Source organism: Streptomyces sp. NBC_01723 (assembly GCF_036246005.1).
Taxonomy (GTDB): domain Bacteria; phylum Actinomycetota; class Actinomycetes; order Streptomycetales; family Streptomycetaceae; genus Streptomyces.
In genome coordinates this window covers 8,722,959-8,745,920 of record NZ_CP109171.1, presented here as the reverse complement: position 1 = coordinate 8,745,920, position 22,962 = coordinate 8,722,959, and the positions used below count along the sequence as shown (strand labels likewise).

The 22,962-nt window shown below is 71.1% G+C and carries 20 protein-coding genes and 3 pseudogenes; 15 read left to right on the top strand and 8 right to left on the bottom strand.

The annotated features are described in order from the left end of the window. Positions 1-11 precede the first annotated feature (11 nt). Genes OIE75_RS40675 through OIE75_RS40660 form a run of 4 tightly spaced genes read right to left on the bottom strand, consistent with a single transcriptional unit; the run spans position 12 to position 5,492 of the window. Positions 12-1,439, bottom strand: a complete 1,428-nt coding sequence (locus OIE75_RS40675; protein WP_307017633.1) for a lyase family protein — start codon at positions 1,437-1,439, stop codon at positions 12-14. Beyond that, positions 1,436-3,418, bottom strand: a complete 1,983-nt coding sequence (locus tag OIE75_RS40670; RefSeq protein ID WP_329468881.1) for an FAD/NAD(P)-binding protein — start codon at positions 3,416-3,418, stop codon at positions 1,436-1,438. The genes OIE75_RS40675 and OIE75_RS40670 overlap by 4 nt, the downstream gene beginning before the upstream one ends. Further along, the gene (locus OIE75_RS40665; protein WP_307017629.1) at positions 3,418-3,552 is read right to left on the bottom strand and encodes a hypothetical protein; all 135 of its coding nucleotides are present in this window, start codon (positions 3,550-3,552) and stop codon (positions 3,418-3,420) included. Before OIE75_RS40665 ends, OIE75_RS40670 begins: the two co-directional genes overlap by 1 nt. After that, positions 3,549-5,492 carry a condensation domain-containing protein gene (locus tag OIE75_RS40660; RefSeq protein WP_329468883.1) on the bottom strand — a complete coding sequence of 648 codons (1,944 nt, stop codon included), beginning with the start codon at positions 5,490-5,492 and terminating at the stop codon, positions 3,549-3,551. Before OIE75_RS40660 ends, OIE75_RS40665 begins: the two co-directional genes overlap by 4 nt. 350 nt (positions 5,493-5,842) lie before the next feature. Between OIE75_RS40660 and OIE75_RS40655 the strand changes: the two genes are divergently transcribed. The 7 genes and pseudogenes from OIE75_RS40655 to OIE75_RS40625 all read left to right on the top strand — a co-directional run bounded on the left by OIE75_RS40655 (position 5,843) and on the right by OIE75_RS40625 (position 12,664). Then, positions 5,843-6,619 carry an alpha/beta fold hydrolase gene (locus OIE75_RS40655; RefSeq protein WP_329468884.1) on the top strand — a complete coding sequence of 259 codons (777 nt, stop codon included), beginning with the start codon at positions 5,843-5,845 and terminating at the stop codon, positions 6,617-6,619. Positions 6,620-6,672: 53 nt separating this feature from the next. Next, complete coding sequence (cysC, locus tag OIE75_RS40650) at positions 6,673-7,263, top strand: adenylyl-sulfate kinase (RefSeq protein WP_443078251.1); 591 nt, start codon at positions 6,673-6,675, stop codon at positions 7,261-7,263. Next, a complete protein-coding gene (gene cysD, locus OIE75_RS40645) occupies positions 7,260-8,198 on the top strand; it encodes a sulfate adenylyltransferase subunit CysD (protein ID WP_329468886.1) in 939 nt (312 codons plus the stop codon). The genes cysC and cysD overlap by 4 nt, the downstream gene beginning before the upstream one ends. A gap of 2 nt (positions 8,199-8,200) precedes the next feature. Further along, positions 8,201-9,555: pseudogene (locus OIE75_RS40640) on the top strand (sulfate adenylyltransferase subunit 1). Between the two features lie 239 nt (positions 9,556-9,794). Next, complete coding sequence (locus OIE75_RS40635; protein WP_329468888.1) at positions 9,795-10,901, top strand: aliphatic sulfonate ABC transporter substrate-binding protein; 1,107 nt, start codon at positions 9,795-9,797, stop codon at positions 10,899-10,901. 58 nt (positions 10,902-10,959) lie between these two features. Continuing rightward, positions 10,960-11,787, top strand: a complete 828-nt coding sequence (locus OIE75_RS40630) for an ABC transporter ATP-binding protein (protein ID WP_329468890.1) — start codon at positions 10,960-10,962, stop codon at positions 11,785-11,787. Then, positions 11,774-12,664: an ABC transporter permease gene (locus OIE75_RS40625; protein WP_329468892.1), complete on the top strand. Its 891-nt coding sequence runs from the start codon at positions 11,774-11,776 to the stop codon at positions 12,662-12,664. Before OIE75_RS40630 ends, OIE75_RS40625 begins: the two co-directional genes overlap by 14 nt. Before the next feature lie 150 nt (positions 12,665-12,814). On the opposite strand, the gene OIE75_RS40620 is transcribed toward OIE75_RS40625, so the two are convergent. Both OIE75_RS40620 and OIE75_RS40615 read right to left on the bottom strand, forming a co-directional pair. Beyond that, positions 12,815-12,994 (bottom strand): hypothetical protein, encoded by a 180-nt coding sequence (locus tag OIE75_RS40620; protein ID WP_329468893.1) that lies wholly within the window; start codon positions 12,992-12,994, stop codon positions 12,815-12,817. Positions 12,995-13,030: 36 nt separating this feature from the next. Next, complete coding sequence (locus OIE75_RS40615) at positions 13,031-13,954, bottom strand: LysR family transcriptional regulator (protein ID WP_329468894.1); 924 nt, start codon at positions 13,952-13,954, stop codon at positions 13,031-13,033. 71 nt (positions 13,955-14,025) lie between these two features. On the opposite strand from OIE75_RS40615, the gene OIE75_RS40610 reads away from it, so the two are divergent. Next, positions 14,026-14,631: a maleylpyruvate isomerase family mycothiol-dependent enzyme gene (locus OIE75_RS40610; RefSeq protein ID WP_329468895.1), complete on the top strand. Its 606-nt coding sequence runs from the start codon at positions 14,026-14,028 to the stop codon at positions 14,629-14,631. Positions 14,632-14,745: 114 nt separating this feature from the next. Next, on the top strand, positions 14,746-15,201 hold the full coding sequence (locus OIE75_RS40605; protein ID WP_329468896.1) for a MarR family winged helix-turn-helix transcriptional regulator: 456 nt from the start codon (positions 14,746-14,748) through the stop codon (positions 15,199-15,201). Positions 15,202-16,346: 1,145 nt separating this feature from the next. Here the strand turns inward: OIE75_RS40605 and OIE75_RS40600 are convergent. After that, a complete protein-coding gene (locus tag OIE75_RS40600) occupies positions 16,347-16,979 on the bottom strand; it encodes a TetR/AcrR family transcriptional regulator (RefSeq protein ID WP_329468897.1) in 633 nt (210 codons plus the stop codon). 145 nt (positions 16,980-17,124) lie between these two features. On the opposite strand from OIE75_RS40600, the gene OIE75_RS40595 reads away from it, so the two are divergent. Further along, the gene (locus OIE75_RS40595; protein WP_307017601.1) at positions 17,125-17,838 is read left to right on the top strand and encodes an SDR family NAD(P)-dependent oxidoreductase; all 714 of its coding nucleotides are present in this window, start codon (positions 17,125-17,127) and stop codon (positions 17,836-17,838) included. A gap of 76 nt (positions 17,839-17,914) precedes the next feature. Then, positions 17,915-18,103: pseudogene (locus OIE75_RS40590) on the top strand (helix-turn-helix domain-containing protein); the annotation flags it as partial. A gap of 59 nt (positions 18,104-18,162) precedes the next feature. Here OIE75_RS40590 and OIE75_RS40585 read toward each other — a convergent pair. After that, positions 18,163-18,870: a hypothetical protein gene (locus OIE75_RS40585; protein WP_307008757.1), complete on the bottom strand. Its 708-nt coding sequence runs from the start codon at positions 18,868-18,870 to the stop codon at positions 18,163-18,165. An 89-nt stretch (positions 18,871-18,959) separates the two neighbouring features. Here OIE75_RS40585 and OIE75_RS40580 point away from each other — a divergent pair. From OIE75_RS40580 to OIE75_RS40565, 4 genes and pseudogenes are all read left to right on the top strand, one after another. Continuing rightward, positions 18,960-19,196, top strand: a pseudogene (locus OIE75_RS40580) (integrase core domain-containing protein); the annotation flags it as partial. A gap of 408 nt (positions 19,197-19,604) precedes the next feature. Beyond that, the gene (locus OIE75_RS40575) at positions 19,605-20,492 is read left to right on the top strand and encodes a helix-turn-helix transcriptional regulator (RefSeq protein WP_307017597.1); all 888 of its coding nucleotides are present in this window, start codon (positions 19,605-19,607) and stop codon (positions 20,490-20,492) included. Between the two features lie 214 nt (positions 20,493-20,706). Continuing rightward, on the top strand, positions 20,707-21,588 hold the full coding sequence (locus OIE75_RS40570) for an aldo/keto reductase (protein ID WP_307017595.1): 882 nt from the start codon (positions 20,707-20,709) through the stop codon (positions 21,586-21,588). 77 nt (positions 21,589-21,665) lie between these two features. Next, positions 21,666-22,922, top strand: coding sequence for an MFS transporter (locus OIE75_RS40565; RefSeq protein ID WP_307017593.1), 1,257 nt, complete (start codon positions 21,666-21,668; stop codon positions 22,920-22,922). Positions 22,923-22,962: the final 40 nt, after the last annotated feature.

The window sequence follows — 22,962 nt, the reverse complement described above, 5'->3', positions numbered from 1 at the left end:
GTGTGCCGGTGTCACTCCGCGGGCGGGGGCGGGGTGGGGGCGGTCAGGGCGTGGGCGGTCAGGGCCGGTGCGGCGCCCACGTAGGCGGTGGGGTCGAGGAGCTTTTCGAGTTCTTCCACGGTGTGGTGCGCGGTGACGTCCGGCAGGGTGGCCAGAACGTCCAGCAGGGGGCGCTGCTGCTGGTGGGCGGTGAGCGAGGCGTGGGCCAGGAGGTCTTTCGCGCGGGTGCGGCCCAGGCGGGGTGCCAGGAGGGCGGCCAGGCGTTCGCTGACCACCTGGCTCTTGGTCAGGCGGAGGTTGTGCAGCATGCGCTGGGGGTCCGGGGTGAGGCCGGCGGCCAGTTCCGCGGCCGTGTGGGCGGCGCCGCCGGCCAGGCGCAGCGCCTCGCGCAGCAGGAGCCACTCGGCGTGCCACACGCCCGCCGAGCGTTCGTCCTCGGTCACCAGGCACTGGGTGAGCCCGGCGGTCAGCAGGGGCACCTGCAGGGCGGCGCTGCGGATGAGTGTGGACAGGACGGGGTTGCGTTTGTGCGGCATGGCCGAGGAGGTGCCGCGTCCCGCGGCGGCGGGCTCGGCGGCCTCGGCGATCTCGGTGCGGGTCAGGACCTGTACGTCGGCGGCGAGTTTGCCCAGGGCGCCGGTGGTGAAGGCGAGGGCGGCGGCGGTGTCGGCGACCGGGGTGCGCAGCGCGTGCCAGGGCAGGGCGGGCCGGGCCAGGCCGGTCTCGGTGGCGAAGGCGGTGACGAGCTGCTGCGGATAGTCGCGGTGGGGTGCCCGGTGGGCCTGGGGGCCGGCGAACTCCAGGTATCCGGCGAGGGTGCCGGCCGCTCCGCCGAGGGAGACCGGCAGGCCGCGGTGTGCGGCGCGGACGCGGTCGGCGGCGTCGACGGCCAGGCGGTGCCAGCCCGCGGTCTTGAGGCCGAAGGTGGTGGGGACGGCGTGCAGGGTGAGGGTGCGGCCGGCCATGACGGTCCGCGGGTGCCGGCGGGCGAGGCGGGCCAGGGCGGCGGCGGTGCGGTCCAGGTCGGTGAGGATCAGGTCCAGGGCCCGGCGGCACATCAGCATGGTGCCGGTGTCCAGGATGTCCTGGCTGGTGGAGCCGCGGTGGACGTATTCGGCGGCCTGCGGGTCGGTGGCCGCCACCGCCTCGGTCAGGGCGGCGACGAGTGCGACGACCGGGTTGGCGGTCTGTCGCGCCTGCAGGGCGAGGGCGCGCGGGTCGAAGCGTTCGGCGCGGGCGGCGCGGGTGATGGCGCGGGCCGCGGAGTGCGGGACGGTGCCCAGGGCGGCCTGGGCGCGGGCGAGGGCCGCTTCGGCGTCCAGCATCGCCTGGAGCCAGGCCGTTTCACCGACGGCCTCTTCGACGGGGGTGCCGGCCCGTACGGGGGAGAACAGTCCGGCGTCCGGGCCGCCGTCGAAGGGGGGTGCGTGCTCGGTCATGGTGTCCTCTCCAGCAGGCCGGCGGGGGGTGCGGGCAGGGGGGTGGCGGGCCGGGCGGGGGCGAGGCGCAGTACGTGGCGGGCGATGGCGTCGGAGTCGCCGAGGATGACGGAGTCGACGCCGGGGCGGATACCGGCCGCGGTCACCCAGTGCACGGACTCGGTGGGGACGCCGTAGGCGAAGCGCCGCGGGTGGGCGCGGCCTTGGGCGTCCACGGTGTGGTAGGGGCGGGTGGTGACGGCCAGGCCGCCCGATTCCCAGGCGCCGCCGGTGCTGTTGATCCGGTAGGGCGTCGCCTGGCCGGTGGTCAGCAGGCTGTGCAGCAGGGGGTCGGCGGTGTTGCGCAGGTCGGGTTCGGGCAGGCGGGCCTCGATGAGGACGCCGGCGCGGACGGGGGCGGCGCTCACCTGGCCGGCGCCGGCCACGAACGCGGCTCGGGCTCCGTGTGCGCCGGTGCTCAGGGACACGTGGGTGCCCGGTCCCAGGAGCCGGACGGTTCCGGCTTCGATCAGTGCGGTCAGTTCCTCGATGCGTGAGACGGGCGGGCCGATGGAGAGGAACGCGTTGAGGGGGGTGTACCAGCCGGCCAGTTCGTCCCGGTACGAGGCGCCGTCCAGGCCTGCGTGGTCGACGGCGAGGCGTATTTCGTTGCGCAGGTCGCGCAGGACGTCGAGGGCTGCTTTGAGCGGTCCGTCGACGTTGCCGGCGCGTGCCTGGCGTATGTCCTGGTCCAGGTGGGTGAGGAGCCAGTGCTGGAACTGGTCCCGGCCGGCGAAGTGCCGTCCCCGGGCGGGGTGCTGGATGCGGTCCCAGTCCCAGCGCTGGGCGGGGGTGATGCCGTGGGTGTCCAGGACGTGTTCGCGCTCGTGTGCGGTGGCGGCCGTGAGGTAGGCGGCGGCGAAGTGGGGGGCCTGGCGGGTGCGGTGGCGGGTGCGCAGCAGTGTCTCGTAGTAGACGCTCTCGACTTCCGCGGAGATCAGCGGCCACAGGTGGGTGGTGAAGCGGACCGGTTCTCCTTCGCGCCGGCGGCGGTGCAGCCGGTCGATGGCGGCGGCGGTGAGCAGGCGTGGTTCGTGGCGGCCGCTGGGGCCTTTCTGGTTCTCGCCGCGTGCGTGGTGGGGGACGCCGCGCCGGGAGCCGGCGTACAGGCGTGGCTCGCGGCCGGAGGGGAGGTAGACGGTGCGGCCCCGGCGGCGGACGAAGCGGCCGCCGCGGCCGAGGGTGAGCAGGGCGATCTGGTCGAAGAAGTTGAGGCCGAGTCCGCGCATCAGCACGGTCTGTCCGGGTGGGATGGTGTCGAGGTCCAGGTCGGCGGGGTTGGCGGGCGGGACGTATGTCAGGCCGTGTTCCGCGGCGGTGCGGGTCCAGGCCGATTCCTGGGCGCCGGGGCGGCGGGGCAGGTGGCCCTGGGCGAGGACCACGGCGTCCAGGCCGCGCAGGCGGGTGCCGTCGGCGAGGGTGAGGATCTGGGGGCCGCCGGGTTCGTCGCTCTGGTCGCGCAGCGCGACGGCGCGGGTGCGGTGCTCGACGATGCGGCAGTGGGCCGGCGCCCGCCGGCTGATGCGCCGGTAGGCGTCCTGCAGGTAGCTGCCGTAGAAGGCGCGGGTGGGGTAGGCGTCGGGCCCCAGGGCGTGTGCCTCGGCGCGGGTGGCGTCGTCGAAGGGGCCGCCGGGCGTGGCGGTCCGGGCCAGGGAGCGGGCCCAGGTGTACAGGTCGGGGCCGGGTTCCACCGGTCCTTTCATGGTGACCGTGGGGTCGGTGAACACGGTGACCTGGGAGGCGACGGTGTTCATCAGCAGCAGCCGTGACTGGTCGGTGCGCCAGACCTGTCCGGCGCCGGGCGGTGCGGGGTCCACGAGGTGGACGGTGACCCGGCGGGGTGAGGGGGCGGCGCGTTCGTTGGCGCAGATCCGTTCCAGTACGGACAGGCCGCGGGGGCCGGCTCCCACGAGGGCGATCCGCAGGTGCTGCGTGTTCATCACGCGTCCTTGGATCCGGGCACGGACGCGTCCTCGGATCCGGGCACGGGGGTGGGGGCGGGGGCGGGTGTCCGGCCGGCGGCGGGGTGGCCGGGGGCGTGGGCCGGGGTGCGGCGCCGACGGGGGGTGGTCATGGCCGGGGCTCTCCTCGGGTCGGTTCACTGGAAGCGGGCCCGGCGGGTGCCTGGGCCATCCGCACCCGCGGCTGGCCGGCCAGGGCGGCGAGCGCGGCGGCCACGCCGCCCGTGCCGCCCCCCAGTCGGGGCAGTTCGCGCAGCAGCCGGGCGCACTGGCCGACCAGACGCGACGCGTCGGCGTCGGCGATCCGGGAGCGGTCGTGTACGGCGGTCAGGACGAGGCCGTCGTCGGTGCCGCGGCGGGCGGACAGGGTGACCGGGAACAGGGTCCGGGCGCCGGCCGGGCGGGGTGGGGTGACGCTGATGCCCTGGGCGGCGAGGGCGGAGCGCAGGTCGTCGCGGCCGGGCCGCAGGGTCTCGACGGCGATGGCGCTCTGCGCGAGTTCCTCGTTTGCGCGGCACCCGCTCCACCGGTGGACCTGGCCGAGCGAGACCCACTCGTAGGAGGCGATGTCCAGGGCCGCGTCGCGCAGTTGGGCCAGCAGCCGGGTGACGGGCGCGGCGGGGTCGACCCGCACGGTCACGGGCAGCGTGTTCGTGAGCAGGCCGGGCAGCCGTTCGACGGAGTCGAGGGCGATGCCGCGGCCGGGCACGGTGACGCCGAAGCCCACCGTGGCGGGCCCGGTGGCGTCCGCCGCCCGGTACAGCAGCAGGGCCCACGCCGCCTGCAGCGCGCCGGCCTCGGTGGCCGCGCAGGACGCCGCCCAGGCGCGCAGCCGGCCGGCCTGGGCGGCGCCGAGGCGGGCCTCGCTGCGGCCGGTCCCGTTCCGGCCGGTGGCCGGTCCCGGCACGCCGGGCAGGACCAGGGCGGTGCCCGGGGTGATGGCGCGGGACCAGAAGTCACGGGCGGGGGCGGTGTCCTGGCGGGCGAGCCAGCGTGCGTAGTCGCGGATGTCGGGGCGCCGTTCGCCGCCGGGCAGGCGGCCGCCGGCGAGGTAGGCGCGGTAGAACTCCTGCAGCAGGACCGCCACGCTCCAGCCGTCCAGCATGACGTGGTGGAAGGTGAGCAGCACCCGCACGCCCGGGTGGTGGCCGGCGCCGGCGGGGGCCCTGTCGTCGAGGAGGTTCAGGCGCAGCAGGGCCGGGCGGCGCAGGTCGAAGCCGCGTGTGCGGTCGCGTGTGCTCAGGTGCTGGAAGCCGACGGAGCCGGCCGGATGCCGGACGACTTCGATGCCGGCGTGTGCGTGCAGGAGCAGGCGTGGTCCGTTCTCCCAGTCGAAGGCGGCGCGCAGGACGGTCTCCCGGTCGGCCACCGACTGCCAGGCGGCGGTGAACCGTTCGGTGTCCAGGGGGCCGCGCCAGCGCCAGTGCAGTTGCTCCACGTGCCGGCCGGGGTCGGGGTGGGCGAGGGCGTCCAGGAGGAGGGTGTGCTGGTGGGGGGTGAGCGGCAGGGTGGCCGGTGGAGGGTGAGGGGTGGGGGCGGGGTGGTCCGGGGAATGGCTTGAGGGGTGGCCTGGGGGGTGGCCTGGGGGGTGGTGGCGGGACTCCCCCGGGCGTGTGGGGGCGGTGGCCGGTAGCGGCTGCGGCTCACGGGGCGGCACCGGGTCCGGCTCGGGCGCACGCGGCGGCACCGGCTCGCGCCCGGGCCCCGGATCAGGATCGGGCCCCGGATCGGGATCGGGCCCCGGATCGGGATCGGGCTCACGCGCGCGCTCGGGCTCCGGTGAGGTCAGGTGCGCCAGGGCGGGCCGGTCGGTGCTGCCGTCCGCGCGCAGGGGGATGTGCGGCACCCGGTACAAGCGGGCGGGGACCAGGTGGGCGGGGAGCCGCGCCGCCAGGGCGGCACGCAGGTCGGCCGGCGCCGTGCCCGTCACCACGTGGGCGACGATCCGCGGGCCGTCCGGGCCGTGTCCGGCCAGGCCGACGGCCGCGTCCCGCACCCCGGGCAGGGAGACGAGCGCGGCGTGCACCTGGCCGAGTGCGACCCGGTCGCTCATGTCGGTCTCCCGGTGGTCGGCGGCGGGACGGGACGACGGGCCCGGCCCGCTGTCGCCGCCGGTGCCGCCCCAGGGACTGACGCGCCGCTGACGGCTGCCGCCGCGCCTTGCTTCGCCACTGTCATGACAGGGCGGTCGGGTGGACTGCGGCTGTGGCGCGGCTCGCGGGCCGCTGGTGCGGGCGGGGGCGGGAGGGGCCGGGCGGCGGCGTAGGGGAGCGCGGCCGGTGGGGGACGAGCGCGGCGCAGGGGCTCTGCGACCGGTCCTCGACCCGTGGTCCAGCGCGGCGGCCGAGGATGCCGCCAGACGGGGAGGTGAGAGCACCTCCGTTTCGGCGTGAGGAGTACGTGATGCGCAAGGTCGTTTCCCGGGACGGCACGACGATCGCCTACGAGAAGGCCGGCGACGGACCACCGATCGTGCTCCTCAACGGCTCCTTCCGCGACCACACCATCTTCGACGCGCTCGTTCCCGAACTGGCGCCGCACTGCACCACCTACGTCTACGACCGCCGCGGCCGCGGCAAGAGCGGCGACAGCCCCCACTACGACGTGGCCCGCGAGATCGAGGACCTCCAGGCCGTGATCCAGGAGGCGGGCGGCTCGGCGGTGGTGTTCGCCGGTTCCTCGGGCGCGAACCTGGCCGTCGAGGCGGCGCTCGCCGGGACGGCGATCTCCAGGCTCGCGCTGCACGAGCCCTTCTACCGGGTCGACGGCTTCCCGAAGCCGCCGTGGAACGTCGCCAAGACGCTGCGTGTCCTCATGGAGGAGGACCGGCGCCAGGAGGCGGTCGAGTACTACCTGGGCAGCTTCCTGGGGCTGACCCCGGACACCGTCGCCCAGTGGCGCAAGGGACCGATCTGGGCGGTCAACGAGGCGAACGCCCACACCCTCGCCTACGACGTGGCGATCTGCGGCGACTGCACCGTCCCGGCCGGACGGCTCGCCGGGTACACCACGCAGACCCTCGTCCTCAACAGCTCCGGCACCAGCGAGTGGCTGCGTGCGGCGGCACGGGCCACCGCGGCCGCCCTGCCCGCCGGCCGGTCGCTGGAACTGCCCGGCTCCTGGCACCGGATCGACATGGACGTCCTGGGCCGGACCCTCGCCGAGTTCGCCACGGCCTGAGCACCGCCTCTGCTCGCTCCCCCACGCCATCCCCCGTCCAGGAGGGCCCCACCGTGACCACAGCGCACACCCCGGCCACCAGGACCGGCCCCGCCGGGGCAGCCGCCGGTGCGGGCGGCGCCACCGTGTGGCTGACCGGGCTGCCCAGCGCGGGCAAGTCCACCCTCGCCCGTGCCCTCGCCCGACGGCTGCACGTCACCGGCCGCCGCGTCGAGGTCCTCGACGGCGACGAGATCCGCGGACTGCTCTGCGCGGGCCTCGGCTTCGGCCGCGCGGACCGGCACACCAACGTGCAGCGCATCGGCTTCGTCGCCGAACTCCTCGCCCGCAACGGCGTCACGGCACTGGTCCCGGTGATCGCCCCGTACGCGGAGAGCCGCGACGCGGTCCGCGAGCGCCACGAGGCGAACGGCACGCCGTATGTGGAAGTGCACGTGGCCACCCCCGTCGAGGTGTGCTCGGTGCGCGACGTCAAGGGCCTGTACGCCAAGCAGGCGGCGGGTGAGCTGACGGGGCTGACCGGCGTCGACGACCCGTACGAGGTTCCAGGGACGCCGGAGCTGCGGATCCGGACACAGGGCAGGACGGTGGCCGACACCGCCGCCGAACTGCACACCTTTCTGACCGAGAGGGGCCTGGCATGACGGTAGCGCCGCAACTGCGCGAGGCGGTGCCCGAGGACGTTGAGGCACTCCCCCACCTCGATGCTCTCGAGTCGGAGGCGGTGCACATCTTCCGTGAGGTGGCGGGTGAGTTCGAGCGGCCGGTGATCCTGTTCTCCGGCGGCAAGGACTCCATCCTCATGCTGCACCTCGCGCTGAAGGCGTTCGCGCCCGCGGCGGTGCCGTTCTCGCTGCTGCACGTGGACACCGGGCACAACTTCCCCGAGGTCCTCGACTACCGCGACCGCACCGTCGAACGGCACGGGCTGCGGCTGCACGTCGCCTCCGTGCAGGACTACATCGACCGCGGCGTCCTGCGCGAGCGTGCGGACGGCACCCGCAACCCGCTGCAGACGCTGCCGCTGACCGAGAAGATCCAGGCCGAACAGTTCGACGCCGTCTTCGGCGGCGGACGCCGCGACGAGGAGAAGGCCCGCGCCAAGGAGCGGGTGTTCTCGCTGCGCGACGAGTTCTCCCAGTGGGACCCGCGCCGCCAGCGCCCCGAACTGTGGAACCTCTACAACGGCCGCCACGCCCCCGGCGAACACGTCCGCGTCTTCCCCCTGTCCAACTGGACCGAGCTGGACGTGTGGCAGTACATCGCCCGCGAGAACATCGAACTGCCCGCCATCTACTACGCCCACGAACGCGAGGTGTTCGCCCGCGCCGGGATGTGGCTGACCGCGGGTGAGTGGGGCGGCCCCAGGGCCGGCGAAGCCGTGGAGAAGCGGCTGGTGCGCTACCGCACCGTCGGTGACATGTCCTGCACCGGCGCCGTCGACTCCGACGCCGACAGCATCGAGAAGGTCATCGCCGAGATCGCCGTCACCCGGCTCACCGAACGCGGCGCCACCCGCGCCGACGACAAGATGTCCGAGGCCGCGATGGAAGACCGCAAGCGCGAGGGGTACTTCTAGACATGACCCGCACCACCGAACCCACCGGAGCCCTGTCCATCTGGCAGCTGTCCGAGACGACGCTGCTGCGGTTCGCCACCGCCGGCTCCGTCGACGACGGCAAGTCCACCCTCGTCGGACGCCTCCTGCACGACTCCAAGTCGGTCCTCACCGACCAGCTGGAGGCCGTGGAGCGGGCCTCCGCGAGCCGCGGCCAAAACGCCCCCGACCTCGCCCTGCTCACCGACGGCCTGCGCGCCGAACGCGAACAGGGCATCACCATCGACGTCGCCTACCGCTACTTCGCCACCCCCAGGCGCCGCTTCATCCTCGCCGACACCCCCGGACACGTGCAGTACACGCGGAACATGGTCACCGGCGCCTCCACCGCCGAGCTGACGGTGATCCTGGTCGACGCCCGCAACGGGGTCGTGGAACAGACCCGCCGGCATGCGGCCATCGCCGCGCTGCTGCGGGTGCCGCACGTCGTCCTCGCCGTGAACAAGATGGACCTGGTCGACTACCGCGAGCCCGTGTTCGCCGCGATCGCCGAGGAGTTCACCGCCTACGCCACCGAGCTGGGCGTCCCCGAGGTCACCGCGATCCCCATCTCCGCACTGGCCGGGGACAACGTCGTCGAGCCCTCCGCGGTCATGGACTGGTACGGCGGACCCACCGTGCTGGAGCACCTGGAGACCGTGCCGGTCAGCCACGACCTCGCAAACTGCCACGCCCGGCTGCCCGTCCAGTACGTGATCCGCCCGCAGAGCGCCGAACATCCCGACTACCGGGGTACGCCGGTCAGATCGCCGCGGGCACCTTCCGCGTCGGCGACGAGATCACCGTCCTGCCCTCCGGACGCACCTCGAAGGTGTCCGGGATCGACCTGCTCGGGGTGCCGGTCCAGGAGGCCTGGACGCCGCAGTCGGTGACGCTGCTGCTCGAGGACGACATCGACGTCTCCCGCGGCGACCTGATCGTGCCCCGCAAGGACGCCCCCGCCACCAGCCAGGACGTCGAGGCCACCGTCTGCCACGTCGCCGACGCCCCCCTCACCGTCGGCCACCGGGTCCTGCTCAAACACGGCACCCGCACCGTCAAGGCAATCGTCAAGGACATCCCGGCCCGCCTCACCCTCGACGACCTGTCCCTGCACCCGCACCCCGGACAGCTCGCCGCCAACGACATCGGCCGGGTCACCATCCGCACCGCCGAACCCCTGCCCGCCGACTCCTACGCCGACTCCCGCCGCACCGGCTCCTTCATCCTCATCGACCCCAGCGACGGCACCACCCTCACCGCCGGCATGGCCGGTGAGTCCTTCGCCACGCCGGAGCCGGTCAAAGACGAGGCGGACGAAGACGGGTGGGACTTCTGAGCATGAACTCCCCTGACTTCTACTCCACGTTCGCAAAGGAGGGCGGCCGCGTCGGCAGCGGTGCCCTCGGCAGCGGGCAGGGCGGAGTGGCGCGATGTGCGCGCTGACGTACGCGCACTGCCCGCGCGCCCACACCCCCCACCCGCACAGCCGAAGACAAGCCGACCTCCCGGCCACGACCTGACACCTCGGACGACCCGACAGGCGTGAGAGCCGGACCAACGAGAGGAACACCTCCCGTGCCTGCCACCACCGCCCTGCGCCGCACCGTCGCGGTCCTGGCCGCCCTGCCGCTGCTGGCGCTCGCCGCCTGCGGGTACGGCTCCCAGGCCGAGAAGGACGACGGGGCCAAGGTCGCCGCCGGTGCCGAGAAGACCGACGGTCTGGACTCCGTCCGGATCGGCTACTTCGGCAACGTCACCCACGCCACGGCGCTGGTCGGCAACCAGAAGGGCTTCTTCCAGAAAGCCCTGGGCGCCACCGAGGCCAAGTACGCCACCTTCAACGCGGGCCCCTCCGAGATCGAGGCGCTGAACTCCGGTTCCATCGACATCGGCTGGATCGGCCCCTCCCCCTCGATCAACGGCTACACCAAGTCCGGCGGCAAGAACCTCCGCATCATCGGCGGCTCCGCCTCCGGCGGCGTCAAACTGGTGGTGAACCCGGACAAGATCAAGTCGCTGAAGGACGTCAAGGGCAAGCGCATCGCCACCCCGCAGCTCGGCAACACCCAGGACGTCGCCTTCCTGAACTGGATCGCCGAGCAGGGCTGGAAGACCGACGCGCAGTCCGGCAAGGGCGACGTGACCGTCGTGCGCAGCGACAACAAGGTCACACCCGACGCCTACAAGTCCGGTTCCCTGGACGGCGCCTGGGTGCCCGAGCCGACCGCGTCGAAGCTGGTCGCCGAGGGCGGCAAGGTACTGCTGGACGAGTCGACGCTGTGGCCCAACAAGAAGTTCGTGATCACGAACATCATCGTGTCGCAGAAGTTCCTCACCGAACACCCGAAGGCTGTCGAGGCGGTGCTGAAGGCCTCGGTCGACACCAACGCGTGGATCAAGGCCAACCCCGACGAGGCCAAGGCCGCCGCCAACAAGCAGCTGGAGAAGGACACCGGCAAGGCCCTGCCCGCCGACGTCCTCGACCCGGCGTGGAAGTCGATCCAGCTCACCGACGACCCGCTGGCCGCCACCCTCGACGCCCAGGCCGAACACGCCGTCAAGGCCGGCCTGCTCGACCAGCCCGACCTGGGCGGCATCTACGACCTCACACTGCTCAACAAGGTCCTCAAGGCCAAGGGCAAGCCCACCGTCGACGACGCCGGACTCGGCCGCCGGCCCTAGCAGCCGGCGCCGATCACGCCCAGGGACCAGGACCAGGGACCAGGAGGTTCGACCGACCATGGCCACGACCACGACCCCGCCCGTCGCCGAGGACACCCGGGCCGGTGAAGCCGGCACCGCCGGGAAGGCCGCGGCCACCACCGCGCGCGCCGCCCGTATCGAGCATGTCTCGAAGTCGTTCGCGGGCCCCGCCGGGCAGCAGCTCGTGCTGGACGACATCACCCTCGATGTCGCGCCCGGCGAGTTCGTCACCCTCCTGGGGGCCTCCGGCTGCGGCAAGTCCACGCTGCTCAACCTGGTGGCGGGCCTGGACCGGCCCAGCACCGGCGAGATCACCACCGACGGACGCCCCGCCCTCATGTTCCAGGAGCACGCCCTCTTCCCCTGGCTCACCGCGGGCAAGAACATCGAACTCGCCCTCAAACTGCGCGGCGTGCCCAAGACCGAGCGCCGTGACAAGGCGGAGGAACTGCTCGAACTCGTCCGGCTGTCGGGCGCGCACGGCAAGCGGGTGCACGAACTGTCCGGCGGCATGCGCCAGCGCGTCGCGCTCGCCCGGGCGCTCGCCCAGGAGAGCAAACTGCTGCTGATGGACGAGCCGTTCGCGGCACTCGACGCCATCACCCGCGACGTACTGCACGACGAACTGACCCGCATCTGGCGCGAGACCCAGCTGTCCGTCCTGTTCGTCACCCACAACGTGCGCGAGGCCGTCCGCCTCGCCGAACGCGTGGTGCTGCTGTCCTCCCGCCCCGGGCGCATCGCCCGCCAGTGGACGGTCGGCCTTCCGCAGCCGCGCCGCATCGAGGACACCGCCGTGGCGGAACTCTCCGTCGAGATCACCGAAGAACTGCGTGGGGAGATCCGCCGTCATGGCCAGCACTGATCCCTCCCTCAAGGGTGACGTCGACCTCGCCGGTCTGGAGGCGGGCCTCGACGCCCTGGAGACCCGGCACAGGACCCGGATCCCCTTCAGGCAGACCTTCGTGGAGAAGGTCCTGCCGCCCGCCGTCGCCGTCCTGCTGGTGCTCGCCATCTGGCAGGCCCTGGTCTCCTTCAAGATCGTCGACGACCCGAACCGGCTGCCCGCGCCCTCCGCCGTGTGGGACGTCGTCCACCAGGCGTGGCTTGAGGGCGAACTGCTCGGCTACATCTGGACCAGCGTCTCGCGCGGACTCTCCGGCTTCCTGCTCGCCCTCGTGATCGGCACCCCCCTCGGGCTGCTGGTCGCCCGGGTCAAAGTCGTCCGCGCCGCCATCGGCCCCATCCTGTCCGGCCTCCAGTCCCTGCCCTCGGTCGCCTGGGTACCCCCCGCCGTCATCTGGCTGGGCCTGAACAACTCCATGATGTACGCCGTCATCCTCCTCGGCGCCGTCCCCTCCATCGCCAACGGCCTCGTCTCCGGCGTCGACCAGGTCTCCCCCCTCTTCCTGCGCGCCGGCCGCACCCTGGGCGCCACCGGACTGAAGGGCACCTGGCACATCGTCCTTCCCGCCGCCCTGCCCGGCTACGTCGCCGGCCTCAAACAGGGCTGGGCGTTCTCCTGGCGCTCACTGATGGCCGCCGAGATCATCGCCTCCTTCCCCGACCTGGGGGTGGGCCTGGGCCAGCTGCTGGAGAACGGCCGCAACGCCAGCGACATGGCCATGGTCTTCGAAGCCATCCTCCTCATCCTCATCGTCGGCATCGCCATCGACCTGCTCATCTTCAGCCCGCTGGAGCGGTGGGTACTGCGCAGCCGCGGCCTGCTGGCCACGTACTGACGGCGCTGCCGGCCCCGACCCCTCCCCGGGCCCGTCGGCTCCAGCCGCGCTCGACGCGCCCGGCATCGGCGCGGAGGCCGAGCGGTGGAACCGGGTTCTGCGCGACGGCGGCCCCCGCGGCCTGCCCCGCCGACAGGGCACGGTCTGGCTCTACCTCAACGGGGCGGAGGACCTGCGGACGTGGGAGGTGTGCACCGTCACCGTCTGGCGCCAGCTACGGCGGCCGCGCTCGGTGAGTTGCGGGCGCGGGGTCTGCTGCGGGGGGGGCGGGGAGGTGGTGCGGGCCGTGGCGGACGCGGTGGCCGTGACGCCGAGTGCCTGTTTCTGCACCCGCGGGAGACTTCGGGGTGGCGCCTGGCCGCGTTCCTAGTGCTGTGAGGGTTGGGTCGGCGGGAGGGCCTTTTGCATGCGGATGAGGAGGGCCTTGGCTGCCGGAGTGTGGGGACCGTCCGTCGGCCATGCGAGAGCAATCCGGCCGCGGAGGCGGGGGGAGGTCAGGGGGAGCGTGCGGAGGCCGAGAGCGGACGCGGCTTCGGGCGGGAGTTCCGGGAGGATGGCAACTCCGAGGCCGCGGGCGGCGAAGCGTGTCAGCAGGCTCGGCGCGGCGGCCTCGAAGGCGATGCGTGGCTGGAAACCGGCCTGTCGGCAGGCGCGTTCGAGTGCGCCGCGCATGCCGGTGCCGCGTGGAAGGCTGATGAGTGGGCGGTCGGCGAGCTCGGTCAGTGGGAGTTCTGTGCGGCCGGCGGGGAGGAGCAGTGGATCCTTTGGGGTCATGGCGGCGACCAGTGGGGTGTCGATCACGACTTGGAGGCTGATGCCCGGCGGGGGGTCGTCGTCGGTGACGCCGACGATGGCGAGGTCGAGTTCACCGCGACGCAGGGCGGTGAGCATGCGTGCTGAAGTGTCCTCGGTGAGGGAAATCTCCACCTGCGGGTGCTCGTCGTGGAAGTCGGCGAGCAAGGCGGCCAGGTCGTACCCGTCGGTGGCCGCGCCTGAGACGACGCCGATGGTGACATGCCCTCGGACCAGGCCGGTGAACTCGTCCACCGTCTGCCGCATCCCCTCGATGGCCGCAAGTGCTGCCCGCGCATAGGGAAGGACAGCCTCGCCCGCTTCGGTGGTGGTAACCCTTCGACCGGACCGGTCCAGCAGGGGTTGCCCAAGTTCCCTCTCCATCTGCCGGATCTGGGCACTCACCCCCGGTTGCGCGACATGCAGGCGGGCCGCGGCGCGGGTGAAGTTGGCTTCTTCGACGACGGTGAGGAAGTACTGCAGCTGGCGGAGCTCCATAAGCGGAGATGCTAGTTGCGAGAATTACCGTCTCTTGGACTTCTGGCACAGCGTCCGAGACGCTGGTGATCATGAAGAGTGCAGCCGTGGACGTCCGTGCCGAGATCGCGGCCGAGCGGCGCGAACTGGCGGACGTGCTGGACGGACTGACCGAGCACCAGTGGGATGCGCCGACCTTGTGCAGCGGGTGGCGGGTGCGAGAGGTCGCCGCACACATGAGCATGGGATTCAGGTACTCGTTCGGCAGGACGACGCTGGAGCTGGCTCGGTCGGGAGGCAACCTGCACCGGATGACCGACCGCGCCGCGCGCCGCGACGCCGCTGTCCTCACGCCCCATGAACTCGCCGCAGCGCTGCGGGACAATGCCCATCACCCCTGGAGGCCGCCGGTAGGCGGCCCGGCGGCGGCACTCGGGCACGATGTCATTCACGGATTGGACATCACCGTCGCGCTCGGGCTCGGGCGACAAGTCCCCCTGGAACGCCTGCGCATCGTGCTGGAAACCGTCAAGCCGAGCACGCTCCGCTTCTTCCGGGCGCACCTCGGCGACGTCGAACTGCGGGCCACCGACCTGGAGTGGTCGTACGGCAGGGGCGCCCAGGTGGCGCGCCCCGCTCAGGAGCTCCTGCTGCTTGCCTACGGGCGCAGGCTCCCAGCGGTGCGCGCAGACGGCTGACGCCGACTCGGTAGTTACTGGTGACCAAGGTGAGCCGGGGTGGCGTCCGGCTGTCCGCGTGGCGTAGCCGCTCGGACAGCGCGGTGGGCGAACCGGCAGAGAGAAGGTGGCGCGATGGAGTACTCGCACGACGACGAAGAGCTGGTGAACCAGCCGATCGGGTACTGGACGTGGGCCGCGAACAAGACGCTTACGGCGTATGTCAGGGGGCGGCTCGCGGCCATCGGAATCACACAGCCTCAGTGGTGGGTGCTGCACCAGGTGCTGCACAGCGAAAGCGGTGCCACGCGGGAGGAGGTGATCAGTGCCCAGCAGGGCAACCTGGACGTTGGCGCCGGCCTTGCTCCCGACATCGACCTTCTGGTGGAGCGGAAGCTGCTCGTGCTGGATAGAACCGGCCGGCTCCAGATCACCGACGATGGCAGGGCGCTGCACCAGCGCGCCGCCGAGACTCAGCGCGCCAGCCGGACACAGGTGCACACGGGTATCCCGGACGAGGAATACCTGATCACCCTGAAGGTCCTGCAACGCATGATGCGCAACGCGGGTGGAGACGTGGCCGCGGGGTGATGATCAACCGCCCCACCTGCCGAAACGAACAGATCCGGCGCTTGTCCAAGGTCCTCGCTCTCGTGATCCCGAACGTTCCTGCCCCGTCCAGGGGGAGCGCATGAGCAGCAAGGGGCTCAGGGGGCAGATCTGGCAACAGCTCTTCGACCACCACTATCACTTGGTGACCTACGACAGCCTCAACTGCTACTTCCGCGCAACGCGGCACCGCCGCTAACTAGGAGCCGAGTCGAGACCGCTCGGGCTTGCCACGACCAGCCTCGGACAGTCTCACCGCATGACAGAGGCACACCTCCGATCACGGCGGGCGCACCTGAGTCCCTGCTCTTCTTGAGTGACGCACGGAGTTTGCGTCCTGACCATGTCCATGCCGTGCGTTATGCGGCTGTGGCCTCCACAGCGGCGCACCGGTCTCCCCGGCCTGCACACACCCGAGTCGCTTATCAACCCGGAGCGTACGGTGGCGCGGCCGCTGGAGACCGGCGCCGTGTCGTGGACGCCTGGACAGTTCTCAGCGCGTCACGTCCGCCAGAACATCCCGGAGTCCCCGGAGCGACTGAATCTTGAGCTCGTCGAATCCCGGACCTTCGACTCCCAGACCGTGCTCCTGCGCTACCAGCCCACGGCACCGTGATGTAGCCCTGGCGCAGCCGCCCGACGACACCGGCCTGGACGGTGAGCTGGTGGTGTGGGAGTCCGGCCGTCTCGCGTCCGAGCGGCTGCAGCAGCGCCTGGCCCACCGTCGCGGCGCCGGCGCTCTGGCGGCCGCGAGCACTTGGCCCGCGCACCTGGTCTTCCCTGTCAAGTTCAGCGTGTTGAGCGGTGCTGGGTCTCGGTTTCGTCCATGCGCAGGATGCGGGTGAGTGAGCGCAGGACGCTCGTGGAGACGCCGCGCAGTTTCCCGCGTTTCATCCCGGTGTAGTTGTATTGACCACGAGCGTTGTTGACGGTGACACAACGCTTGTGGCTCGGGTGAAGGCGCTGGAGACACGTTCACCCCCCAGGCGGCACCGCGGTGATGTAGGGCGTTTCTCGGGTCGAGGTAGGGCCGTGGGCGGCCTCGCTGTGACGGTCAGCGTTCGCCAGACGTGCGACCTGTGGGCAATGGATGTGCTGCCGGGTCGCGCGTGCCACCCTCGATCGTTCTATGCCTTGTCGCCGAGGCTTGCCATAGCGTCGTGGACTTGTTGTGGGGTCGGTTGGCTCGCGGGCAGGGGGTGGCGGGAGGACTCGGTGCGCAGGCCGTCTAGGAGGAAGGCGGCTTGGCGGCGCCACCCGCTTGGTGCGGCCTCGCCGGTGGCTCGGGCCAGCAGGGCATTGGCGGCAAAGGCGAATACCAGATCCGCGTTGGTGAAATCGGGACGGAGTGCGCCGGCTTCGTGGGCCCGCTCAACGATCTGCCGTGCGGCGCCCATGCTCCGGGCGCAGGCGGTCATGAGTCGCTTCGCGTTCGGGTAACGTCCGCTGACCACGTCGGCGACGGCTGGATCGGTGGCCTGAAGTTCGCAGAGCTTCTCGACGTAATACGTGAATCCCTCCCAGGCATCCTCCAAGGACAGGGCCTGCTGGCCGACCTGGTCCAGGAGGTGTGCCGCGCGGTCGGTCACCACCTCGTCGATGAGGGCCTCACGCGTGCCGAAGAGGTTGTAGAGGGTGCCGTGACTCACGCCCGCCCGTCGGGCGATTTCCTTGAGCGGCACCTGCAGACCACGTTCCTGGAAGAGCTCGGCGGCGGCAGCTCGCAGCTTCTCCGCGTTCCGTTGCGCGTCGGTCCGCATGCGGTGATTCCTCCTGGTCGGCCTGGCGTATCCCTCGCCGCGTGCTGCCGGTCAGCAGAACGTGACCATCGGGTCAACTTGCATGTTACCGTCGACCCGTAAGTTGACCCGTGGGTCAAGATGACCGGAATAAGGAGTCCACCGCATGTCCAAAGTGATCGCCGTCTTCGGGGCCGGCACCGGTCTCGGCGCCTCCGTCGCCCGCCGCTTCGGCCGCGAAGGCTTCCGTGTCGCCCTGGTCGCGCGCCGCAAGCAGCGCCTCGACGCACTCGTAGAGCAGCTGGCGGTGGCCGGCATCGAGGCAGCCGGGTTCACCGCCGATCTATCCAGGCCCGCCGAAGTACCGGCCTTGGTGGCGAGAATCCGCGACCGCTTCGGCCGCGTCGACGTGATCGAGTACGGGCCGTTCAGCACCGAGCAGAGTCTGATTCCAGCCGCCGAGATGGATGCTGCCGCCCTGGAGGAGGGCATTCCGATGTTCTTGCTGACGCCGGTGGAAGTGGTACGTGCAGTTCTGCCGGAGTGGACAGAGCGGGGCGATGGAGCCTTCCTCCTGACCACCGGCGTCACGGCCGTCCACCCCCTGCCCCGGCTCAGCGGCCTGGCCCCCGTCGGCGCCGCCGCCCGTAACTACCTGCACTCTCTCCACGGTGAGGTCGCCGAGGCGGGAATCTACGCCGGCACCCTCTCCGTCGGTGCGACGATCGACCGCAGCGAGTTGAGCGCCCTCATCGCCTCTACGGGATCGACTGCAGAGTTCCCCCTCGTCGACCCTGACGAGCTCGCCGAGCAGTACTGGGACATGTACACCAAACGAGACCGGATCGAGCAGCTCTACCCCCAGCCCCAGAACGTGTAGCCCAGGACGCGCTGACGACCGGCCCCGGCGCCGTCGCGTGCGGCGAGGCCCGTAATCCCCACTCAGGGGCGAGGGGATGGGGCCGTTCCTCACCTCCACGCATCTCCCCACCACCGCAGAGGTCGTCGTGTCTCACCCCAATGCCCGGCTGACCATCCACGGCCGCAGGCTGCTGGTCGACCGGGTTCGGTCCGGCAGACCCGTCGCCCACGTGGCCGATGAAATGGGTATCTCCCGCACCACCGCTCACAAGTGGGTTCGGCGTCTCATCTCAGCCCGGCAGACGGCCCCTGTACCGCATGGACTGTGAACTGTAGAGGCTGGTCAGTGCATGCGTTCACCGCACTCTGCTGGGAACAGGGCGGCGCCGGGCGGCAGTTCGGCTGGTCGCCGTCCCGTCACCCGCAGGCACGCTTCAGCAGAGCCGTCTTCGGGTGGGTATTCGAGGGCAACCTCGTCCAGCACGGCGATCTCGCCGCCGACGTGTAGTTCCGCTGCGTGTACGCCGCTCGGGAAACAGCCGACCAGAGCCCCGAAGGCTGCCGTGTCATTGCTCTCGGCGACGCACTCTCGGATCTTGAAACGCCAGTGCTCGGCCGCATCGGCAAGCAGTGCCTTGCCCCGCTTGCCCAGTCCAGCAAGGAGAGCTGAGCGAGCCTGCAACTGGTGGGCGATGGCGCAGCAGATCGGCACCGCTGTGCCGTAGGACGTCGTCACCCGCGAGTACTCGCCGTGGGGATAGGACGACAGGGCCTCATCGACCAGCCCCAACGCGGCGTCCCGCGCCGCCGGGTGACCCTGCTGCGCGATGTCCAGGAGCAGAGGGGTCGCGACCGCCGCCGCCGGAAACACCGCGGCACTGTGGCCATGGACGATTCCGCCGCCGCCGAGCAGTGAGCTGGCCTCAGCCGCCTCCACCAGGTTCGCTGCATCCGCCAGCGCGCGCAAACCGTGGGCGGCACGAGCCGGTTCATACCAGTTGGGATGGCCTGGTATGGCATCCCAGTCCACCGCGTTGATCGCATCCAACACGACAGCATCCTCGCACCTGGTTGCTACCCACTGCCCCAGGGCCCGACGATGCCTTGTGAGTCATTCCGTTAGGAGTTTTTAGCGCTGCCGGCATCGTCCACAAACGCACGCGCCCCTATCGCCCCCAGACAAACGGCAAGGTGGAGCGCCTGAATCGCACCCTGCTCGACGAGTGGGCGTACGTGCGCCCGTACTCCAGCAACGCCGAGCGCACCGAAGCCTTGGCAGACTTCCTCCACACTTACAACTACCACCGGTGCCACACCGCACTCGATGGTCAGCCACCCATTAGCCGCGTGAACAACCCTGCGGGTCAATACATGTAGTAAACGGTGCAAGGCGGGGGCCTCCTCACGGCGCAGCCCGGGGACGCGGCGCTCACCGCAGAGGACCGTCATGCCGGCTTCCTCGGGGCTGATGCGGCCTGGAGCGTGTTGGCTGGTCGGCTGCATCGGGCGCCGCTGCTGCTGATCGGCTTCCAGAGGGCTTGATGTCCGGAGCCGGGCGGATGGTAGCCCTCTGCACTGTGGTGGCGACTCGTCCGGAAGGTCCGTCGGCTTGCGCGGTCCCGTCCCGTGATCCGCATCCAGCCTGGGGGCGGGGAGGTATCCAGCGGCGAAATTCCTCTGACCTGCGGCTCCACCCAACAGGAAAGGGCTGGCACTGGGGGTTACTGCTGTGAGGGGTAATGACAGGGTCTCTCAGTTTGTGTGCGGCGAACCTACTCTGGGCGCATGGACAACCGCGCCGAAATCAGTGCGTTTCTGAAGTCTCGCCGTGACAAGATCACGCCCGAGCAGGCCGGTCTGCCCGTGTACGGACAACGCCGGGTGCCGGGGCTGCGCAGGAACGAGGTCGCGACGCTCGCCGGAGTCAGCGTCGAGTACTACACGCGCCTGGAGCGCGGCAATCTCAGCGGAGTCTCCGACAGTGTCCTGGACGCGCTCGCCCAGGCCCTGCGGCTTGACGACACGGAGCGCACGCACTTGTACGACCTGGCCCGGGCGGCGAACGCGACGCCCGCCCGTGTGCGGCGCCGGGCTGCCCGGCCGGCTGTGCGGCCCAGCGTGCAGCGCATCGTTGACGGGATGCCGGGCATGCCGGCGTTCGTGAAGAATCACCGATTCGACATTCTGGTGGCCAATCCGCTCGGGCGGGCACTGTTCTCGGAGATGTACGCCGATCCGGTCTGTGGGGCGAACACCGTGCGGTTCGTGTTCCTCAGTCCCGCGGCCCGGCGGTTCTACGTCGACTGGGAACGCATCGCCAGGGGCGCAGTGGGTGCGCTGCGGGTCGAGGCGGGCAAGAACCCGTACGACCGCGAGCTGTCGAACCTGATCGGTGAGCTGTCGACTCGCAGTGACGCCTTCCGTGTGATGTGGGGCGCGCACGACGTACACGTCTTCCATGAGGGGACGAAACGCTTCCGGCATCCGGTCGTCGGCGAGCTGGAGCTCGACTTCGAATCGATGAACCTGCCGGACGGCTCGGGGCTGGTCGTGGCGTTGTACAACGCGGCCCCCGGCTCCGCGGCCGCGGACGCGCTGAACCTGTTGGCGAGCTGGTCCGCCACGGCCGAGGCCGCGGATGTGCAGTCCGCCGGGGCGGACTCCGAGAACTGAACCGACGTCCATAGCCCCGCCTGCTCCGGCTGCCGCCGGCAGCAGGGGCGGGGCTTTGGCCTGCGCATATGCCGCTGGGGGTCCCTGCTGTTACCCCTCACAGCGGAGACTCCCTCATCGTGTCCGTTCCCGGTTGCATGGTTAGTGCCCCGCTTTGGGGCCGACCGGTATCGAACCTCGTATCGGTCCGTCCCCGCTCATGCAAGGAACCACCATGACTGGCAAGAGCACGATGATCACGCTGAACAACGGCGTGCAGATGCCCGCGCTCGGCCTCGGCGTCTTCCAGAGCCCACCGGAGGAGACCGCCACCGCGGTCACGACCGCGCTCCAGCACGGCTACCGGCTGATCGACACCGCCGCCGTTTACGGCAACGAGAAGGAGGTCGGCGAGGGCATTGCCGCCTCCGGCGTCGACCGCGGCGAGGTCTTCGTGACCACCAAGCTGTGGCTCTCGGACTTCGGCCACGACGCGACCCTGCGTGCCTTCGACGCCAGCCTGGGCAGGCTGGGCCTGGACTACCTGGACCTGTACCTGCTGCACTTTCCGTACACGTCCGAGTTCGATTCCACAGTCGCCGCGTACAAGGCGGCACAGAAGCTGTTGGCCGACGGGCGGGTGCGGGCGATCGGCGTCTCCAACTTCAGCGCCGAGCGTCTGGACGACCTGATCGTGCGCACCGACGTCGTACCGGCGGTCAACCAGGTCGAGCTGCACCCGTACTTCATCCAGGGCGAGCTGCGCGAGGCGCATGCCGGCCTCGGCATCGTCGCCCAGGCATGGTCGCCCCTCGGCGCGGTGAACCTGTACTGGCCCGAGGCCCCGCAGGCGGGCAAGAGCCCGCTGCAGGACCCGGTCATCACTCAGATCGCGGCCAGGTACGGCAAGACCCCCGCGCAGATCGTGCTGCGCTGGCACATCGAGCACGGCCTGTCCGCGATCCCGAAGTCCGTCACGCCGCACCGCATCGCGGAGAACATCGGCATCTTCGACTTCGCGCTCACCGCCGACGAGACGGCCGCCGTCGACGCCCTCGACACCGGCCTGCGCGGCGGTCCCGACCCGGACAGCATCAAGGCCGACTCCTTCGGCTGAACCGGCGCCGGCCCTCGGCCGCTGCCGCGACGCGGCTCCCTGTTTCACCCCATATTCAGCAAAGGCTCTACCTCCGCATGTCTTCTCACCGAGAAAAGCCCGCCAGGCTGCCGTTCGTCGTCCCGCTGCTGGCCCTCGGCACCTTCCTGATGATCACCAGCGAGTACATCATCGCGGCCCTCCTGTCCGAGGTGTCCGCCGACCTCGGCGTCAGCGTCTCCACGGCCGGCCTGCTGATCACGGCGTTCGCGGTCGGCATGATCGTGGGCGCGCCCACGATCTCGATCGCCACGCTGCGCCTGCCCAGGCGTTTCACCCTGGTCATGGCGCTTGCCGTATTCGCCGTCGGCCACGTGATCGCCGCACTCAGCTCCTCCTTCACCGTCGCGCTCGCGGCACGCGTGGTCACCGCGCTGGCCACCGGCACCTTCATCTCCGTCGCCTCGGTCGTGGCCACCTCCGCCGCGGGACCGGCCGCCGCCTCCCGCGCCATGGGCGTGATGATGAGCGGAATGAGCCTGGCCATCGTGGCCGGTGTGCCGCTGGGCTCCTGGGTCGGCCAGGCGATCGGCTGGCGCGGCACGTTCTGGGCGCTGGCCGCCCTCGCGGTCGTGGCTGCCCTGGTCATCGGCCGGTTCATCCCTGCCGAGGAACGCGCCGAGGTGACACCCTCGGTCCGCTCCCAGCTCGCCGTCCTGCGCCATGGCCGTATGTGGCTGGTCCTTGCCGCCACCGCGCTCGTCACGGGTGGATTCATGGCCGCGTACAGCTACATCTCTCCGTTGCTCACCGAGCGGACCGGGATTTCCGAAGGAGCCGTACCTCTCGTGCTGGTCGGTTTCGGCGTCGGTGCTCTGCTGGGCACGAACATCACCGGGCGCCTCGGCGACCGCAGGCCGCTGGCCACGTTCATCACCACCTCCGTCGCCTCGGTGCTGGTGCTGCTCCTGCTGATCCCGCTGTCCACCAGCCCTGTGGCGACCGTCGTCCTGGTGGTGCTCCTGGGTGTGACGGGTCTGGGCATCACATCGATCGCCACCCCGCTGGCCGTGCGCTTCGGACACTCCTCGCCCGCCCTTGCCGCTGCCTTGACGGTGTCGGCCTTCAACGTGGGGATCGCCCTCGTCTCCTGGCTGGCGGGCACGACCTTGGACACCTCCCTGGGCGTGACCGGACCGGAGGTGGTCGGCGCGGTCATGGCCGGACTGGGCCTGATTCCCCTGCTCGTCCTCGCCGCGATGCGCGCCACCCGGACCGCCGTGCCTCAGATGTCCCTGCCTGCGGCGGACGAGGAGACCTCGCACAAGGCTCAGGCTCACCACGTGGCGGCCTGATTCCGGAACACCACGGGGTGTTCCTGCAATAAACCAATCA

Coding starts and splice junctions, on each gene's coding strand:
- OIE75_RS40600 (WP_329468897.1), bottom strand. CDS start 16,979: ATGCGGACCGACGCGCAACGGAACGCGGAGAAGCTGCGAGCTGCCGCC.
- OIE75_RS40610 (WP_329468895.1), top strand. CDS start 14,026: ATGAAGAGTGCAGCCGTGGACGTCCGTGCCGAGATCGCGGCCGAGCGG.
- OIE75_RS40670 (WP_329468881.1), bottom strand. CDS start 3,418: ATGAACACGCAGCACCTGCGGATCGCCCTCGTGGGAGCCGGCCCCCGC.
- OIE75_RS40575 (WP_307017597.1), top strand. CDS start 19,605: ATGGACAACCGCGCCGAAATCAGTGCGTTTCTGAAGTCTCGCCGTGAC.
- OIE75_RS40605 (WP_329468896.1), top strand. CDS start 14,746: ATGGAGTACTCGCACGACGACGAAGAGCTGGTGAACCAGCCGATCGGG.
- cysD (WP_329468886.1), top strand. CDS start 7,260: ATGACGGTAGCGCCGCAACTGCGCGAGGCGGTGCCCGAGGACGTTGAG.
- OIE75_RS40675 (WP_307017633.1), bottom strand. CDS start 1,439: ATGACCGAGCACGCACCCCCCTTCGACGGCGGCCCGGACGCCGGACTG.
- OIE75_RS40595 (WP_307017601.1), top strand. CDS start 17,125: ATGTCCAAAGTGATCGCCGTCTTCGGGGCCGGCACCGGTCTCGGCGCC.
- OIE75_RS40655 (WP_329468884.1), top strand. CDS start 5,843: ATGCGCAAGGTCGTTTCCCGGGACGGCACGACGATCGCCTACGAGAAG.
- OIE75_RS40615 (WP_329468894.1), bottom strand. CDS start 13,954: ATGGAGCTCCGCCAGCTGCAGTACTTCCTCACCGTCGTCGAAGAAGCC.
- OIE75_RS40660 (WP_329468883.1), bottom strand. CDS start 5,492: ATGAGCGACCGGGTCGCACTCGGCCAGGTGCACGCCGCGCTCGTCTCC.
- OIE75_RS40630 (WP_329468890.1), top strand. CDS start 10,960: ATGGCCACGACCACGACCCCGCCCGTCGCCGAGGACACCCGGGCCGGT.
- OIE75_RS40570 (WP_307017595.1), top strand. CDS start 20,707: ATGACTGGCAAGAGCACGATGATCACGCTGAACAACGGCGTGCAGATG.
- OIE75_RS40665 (WP_307017629.1), bottom strand. CDS start 3,552: ATGACCACCCCCCGTCGGCGCCGCACCCCGGCCCACGCCCCCGGCCAC.
- OIE75_RS40625 (WP_329468892.1), top strand. CDS start 11,774: ATGGCCAGCACTGATCCCTCCCTCAAGGGTGACGTCGACCTCGCCGGT.
- OIE75_RS40565 (WP_307017593.1), top strand. CDS start 21,666: ATGTCTTCTCACCGAGAAAAGCCCGCCAGGCTGCCGTTCGTCGTCCCG.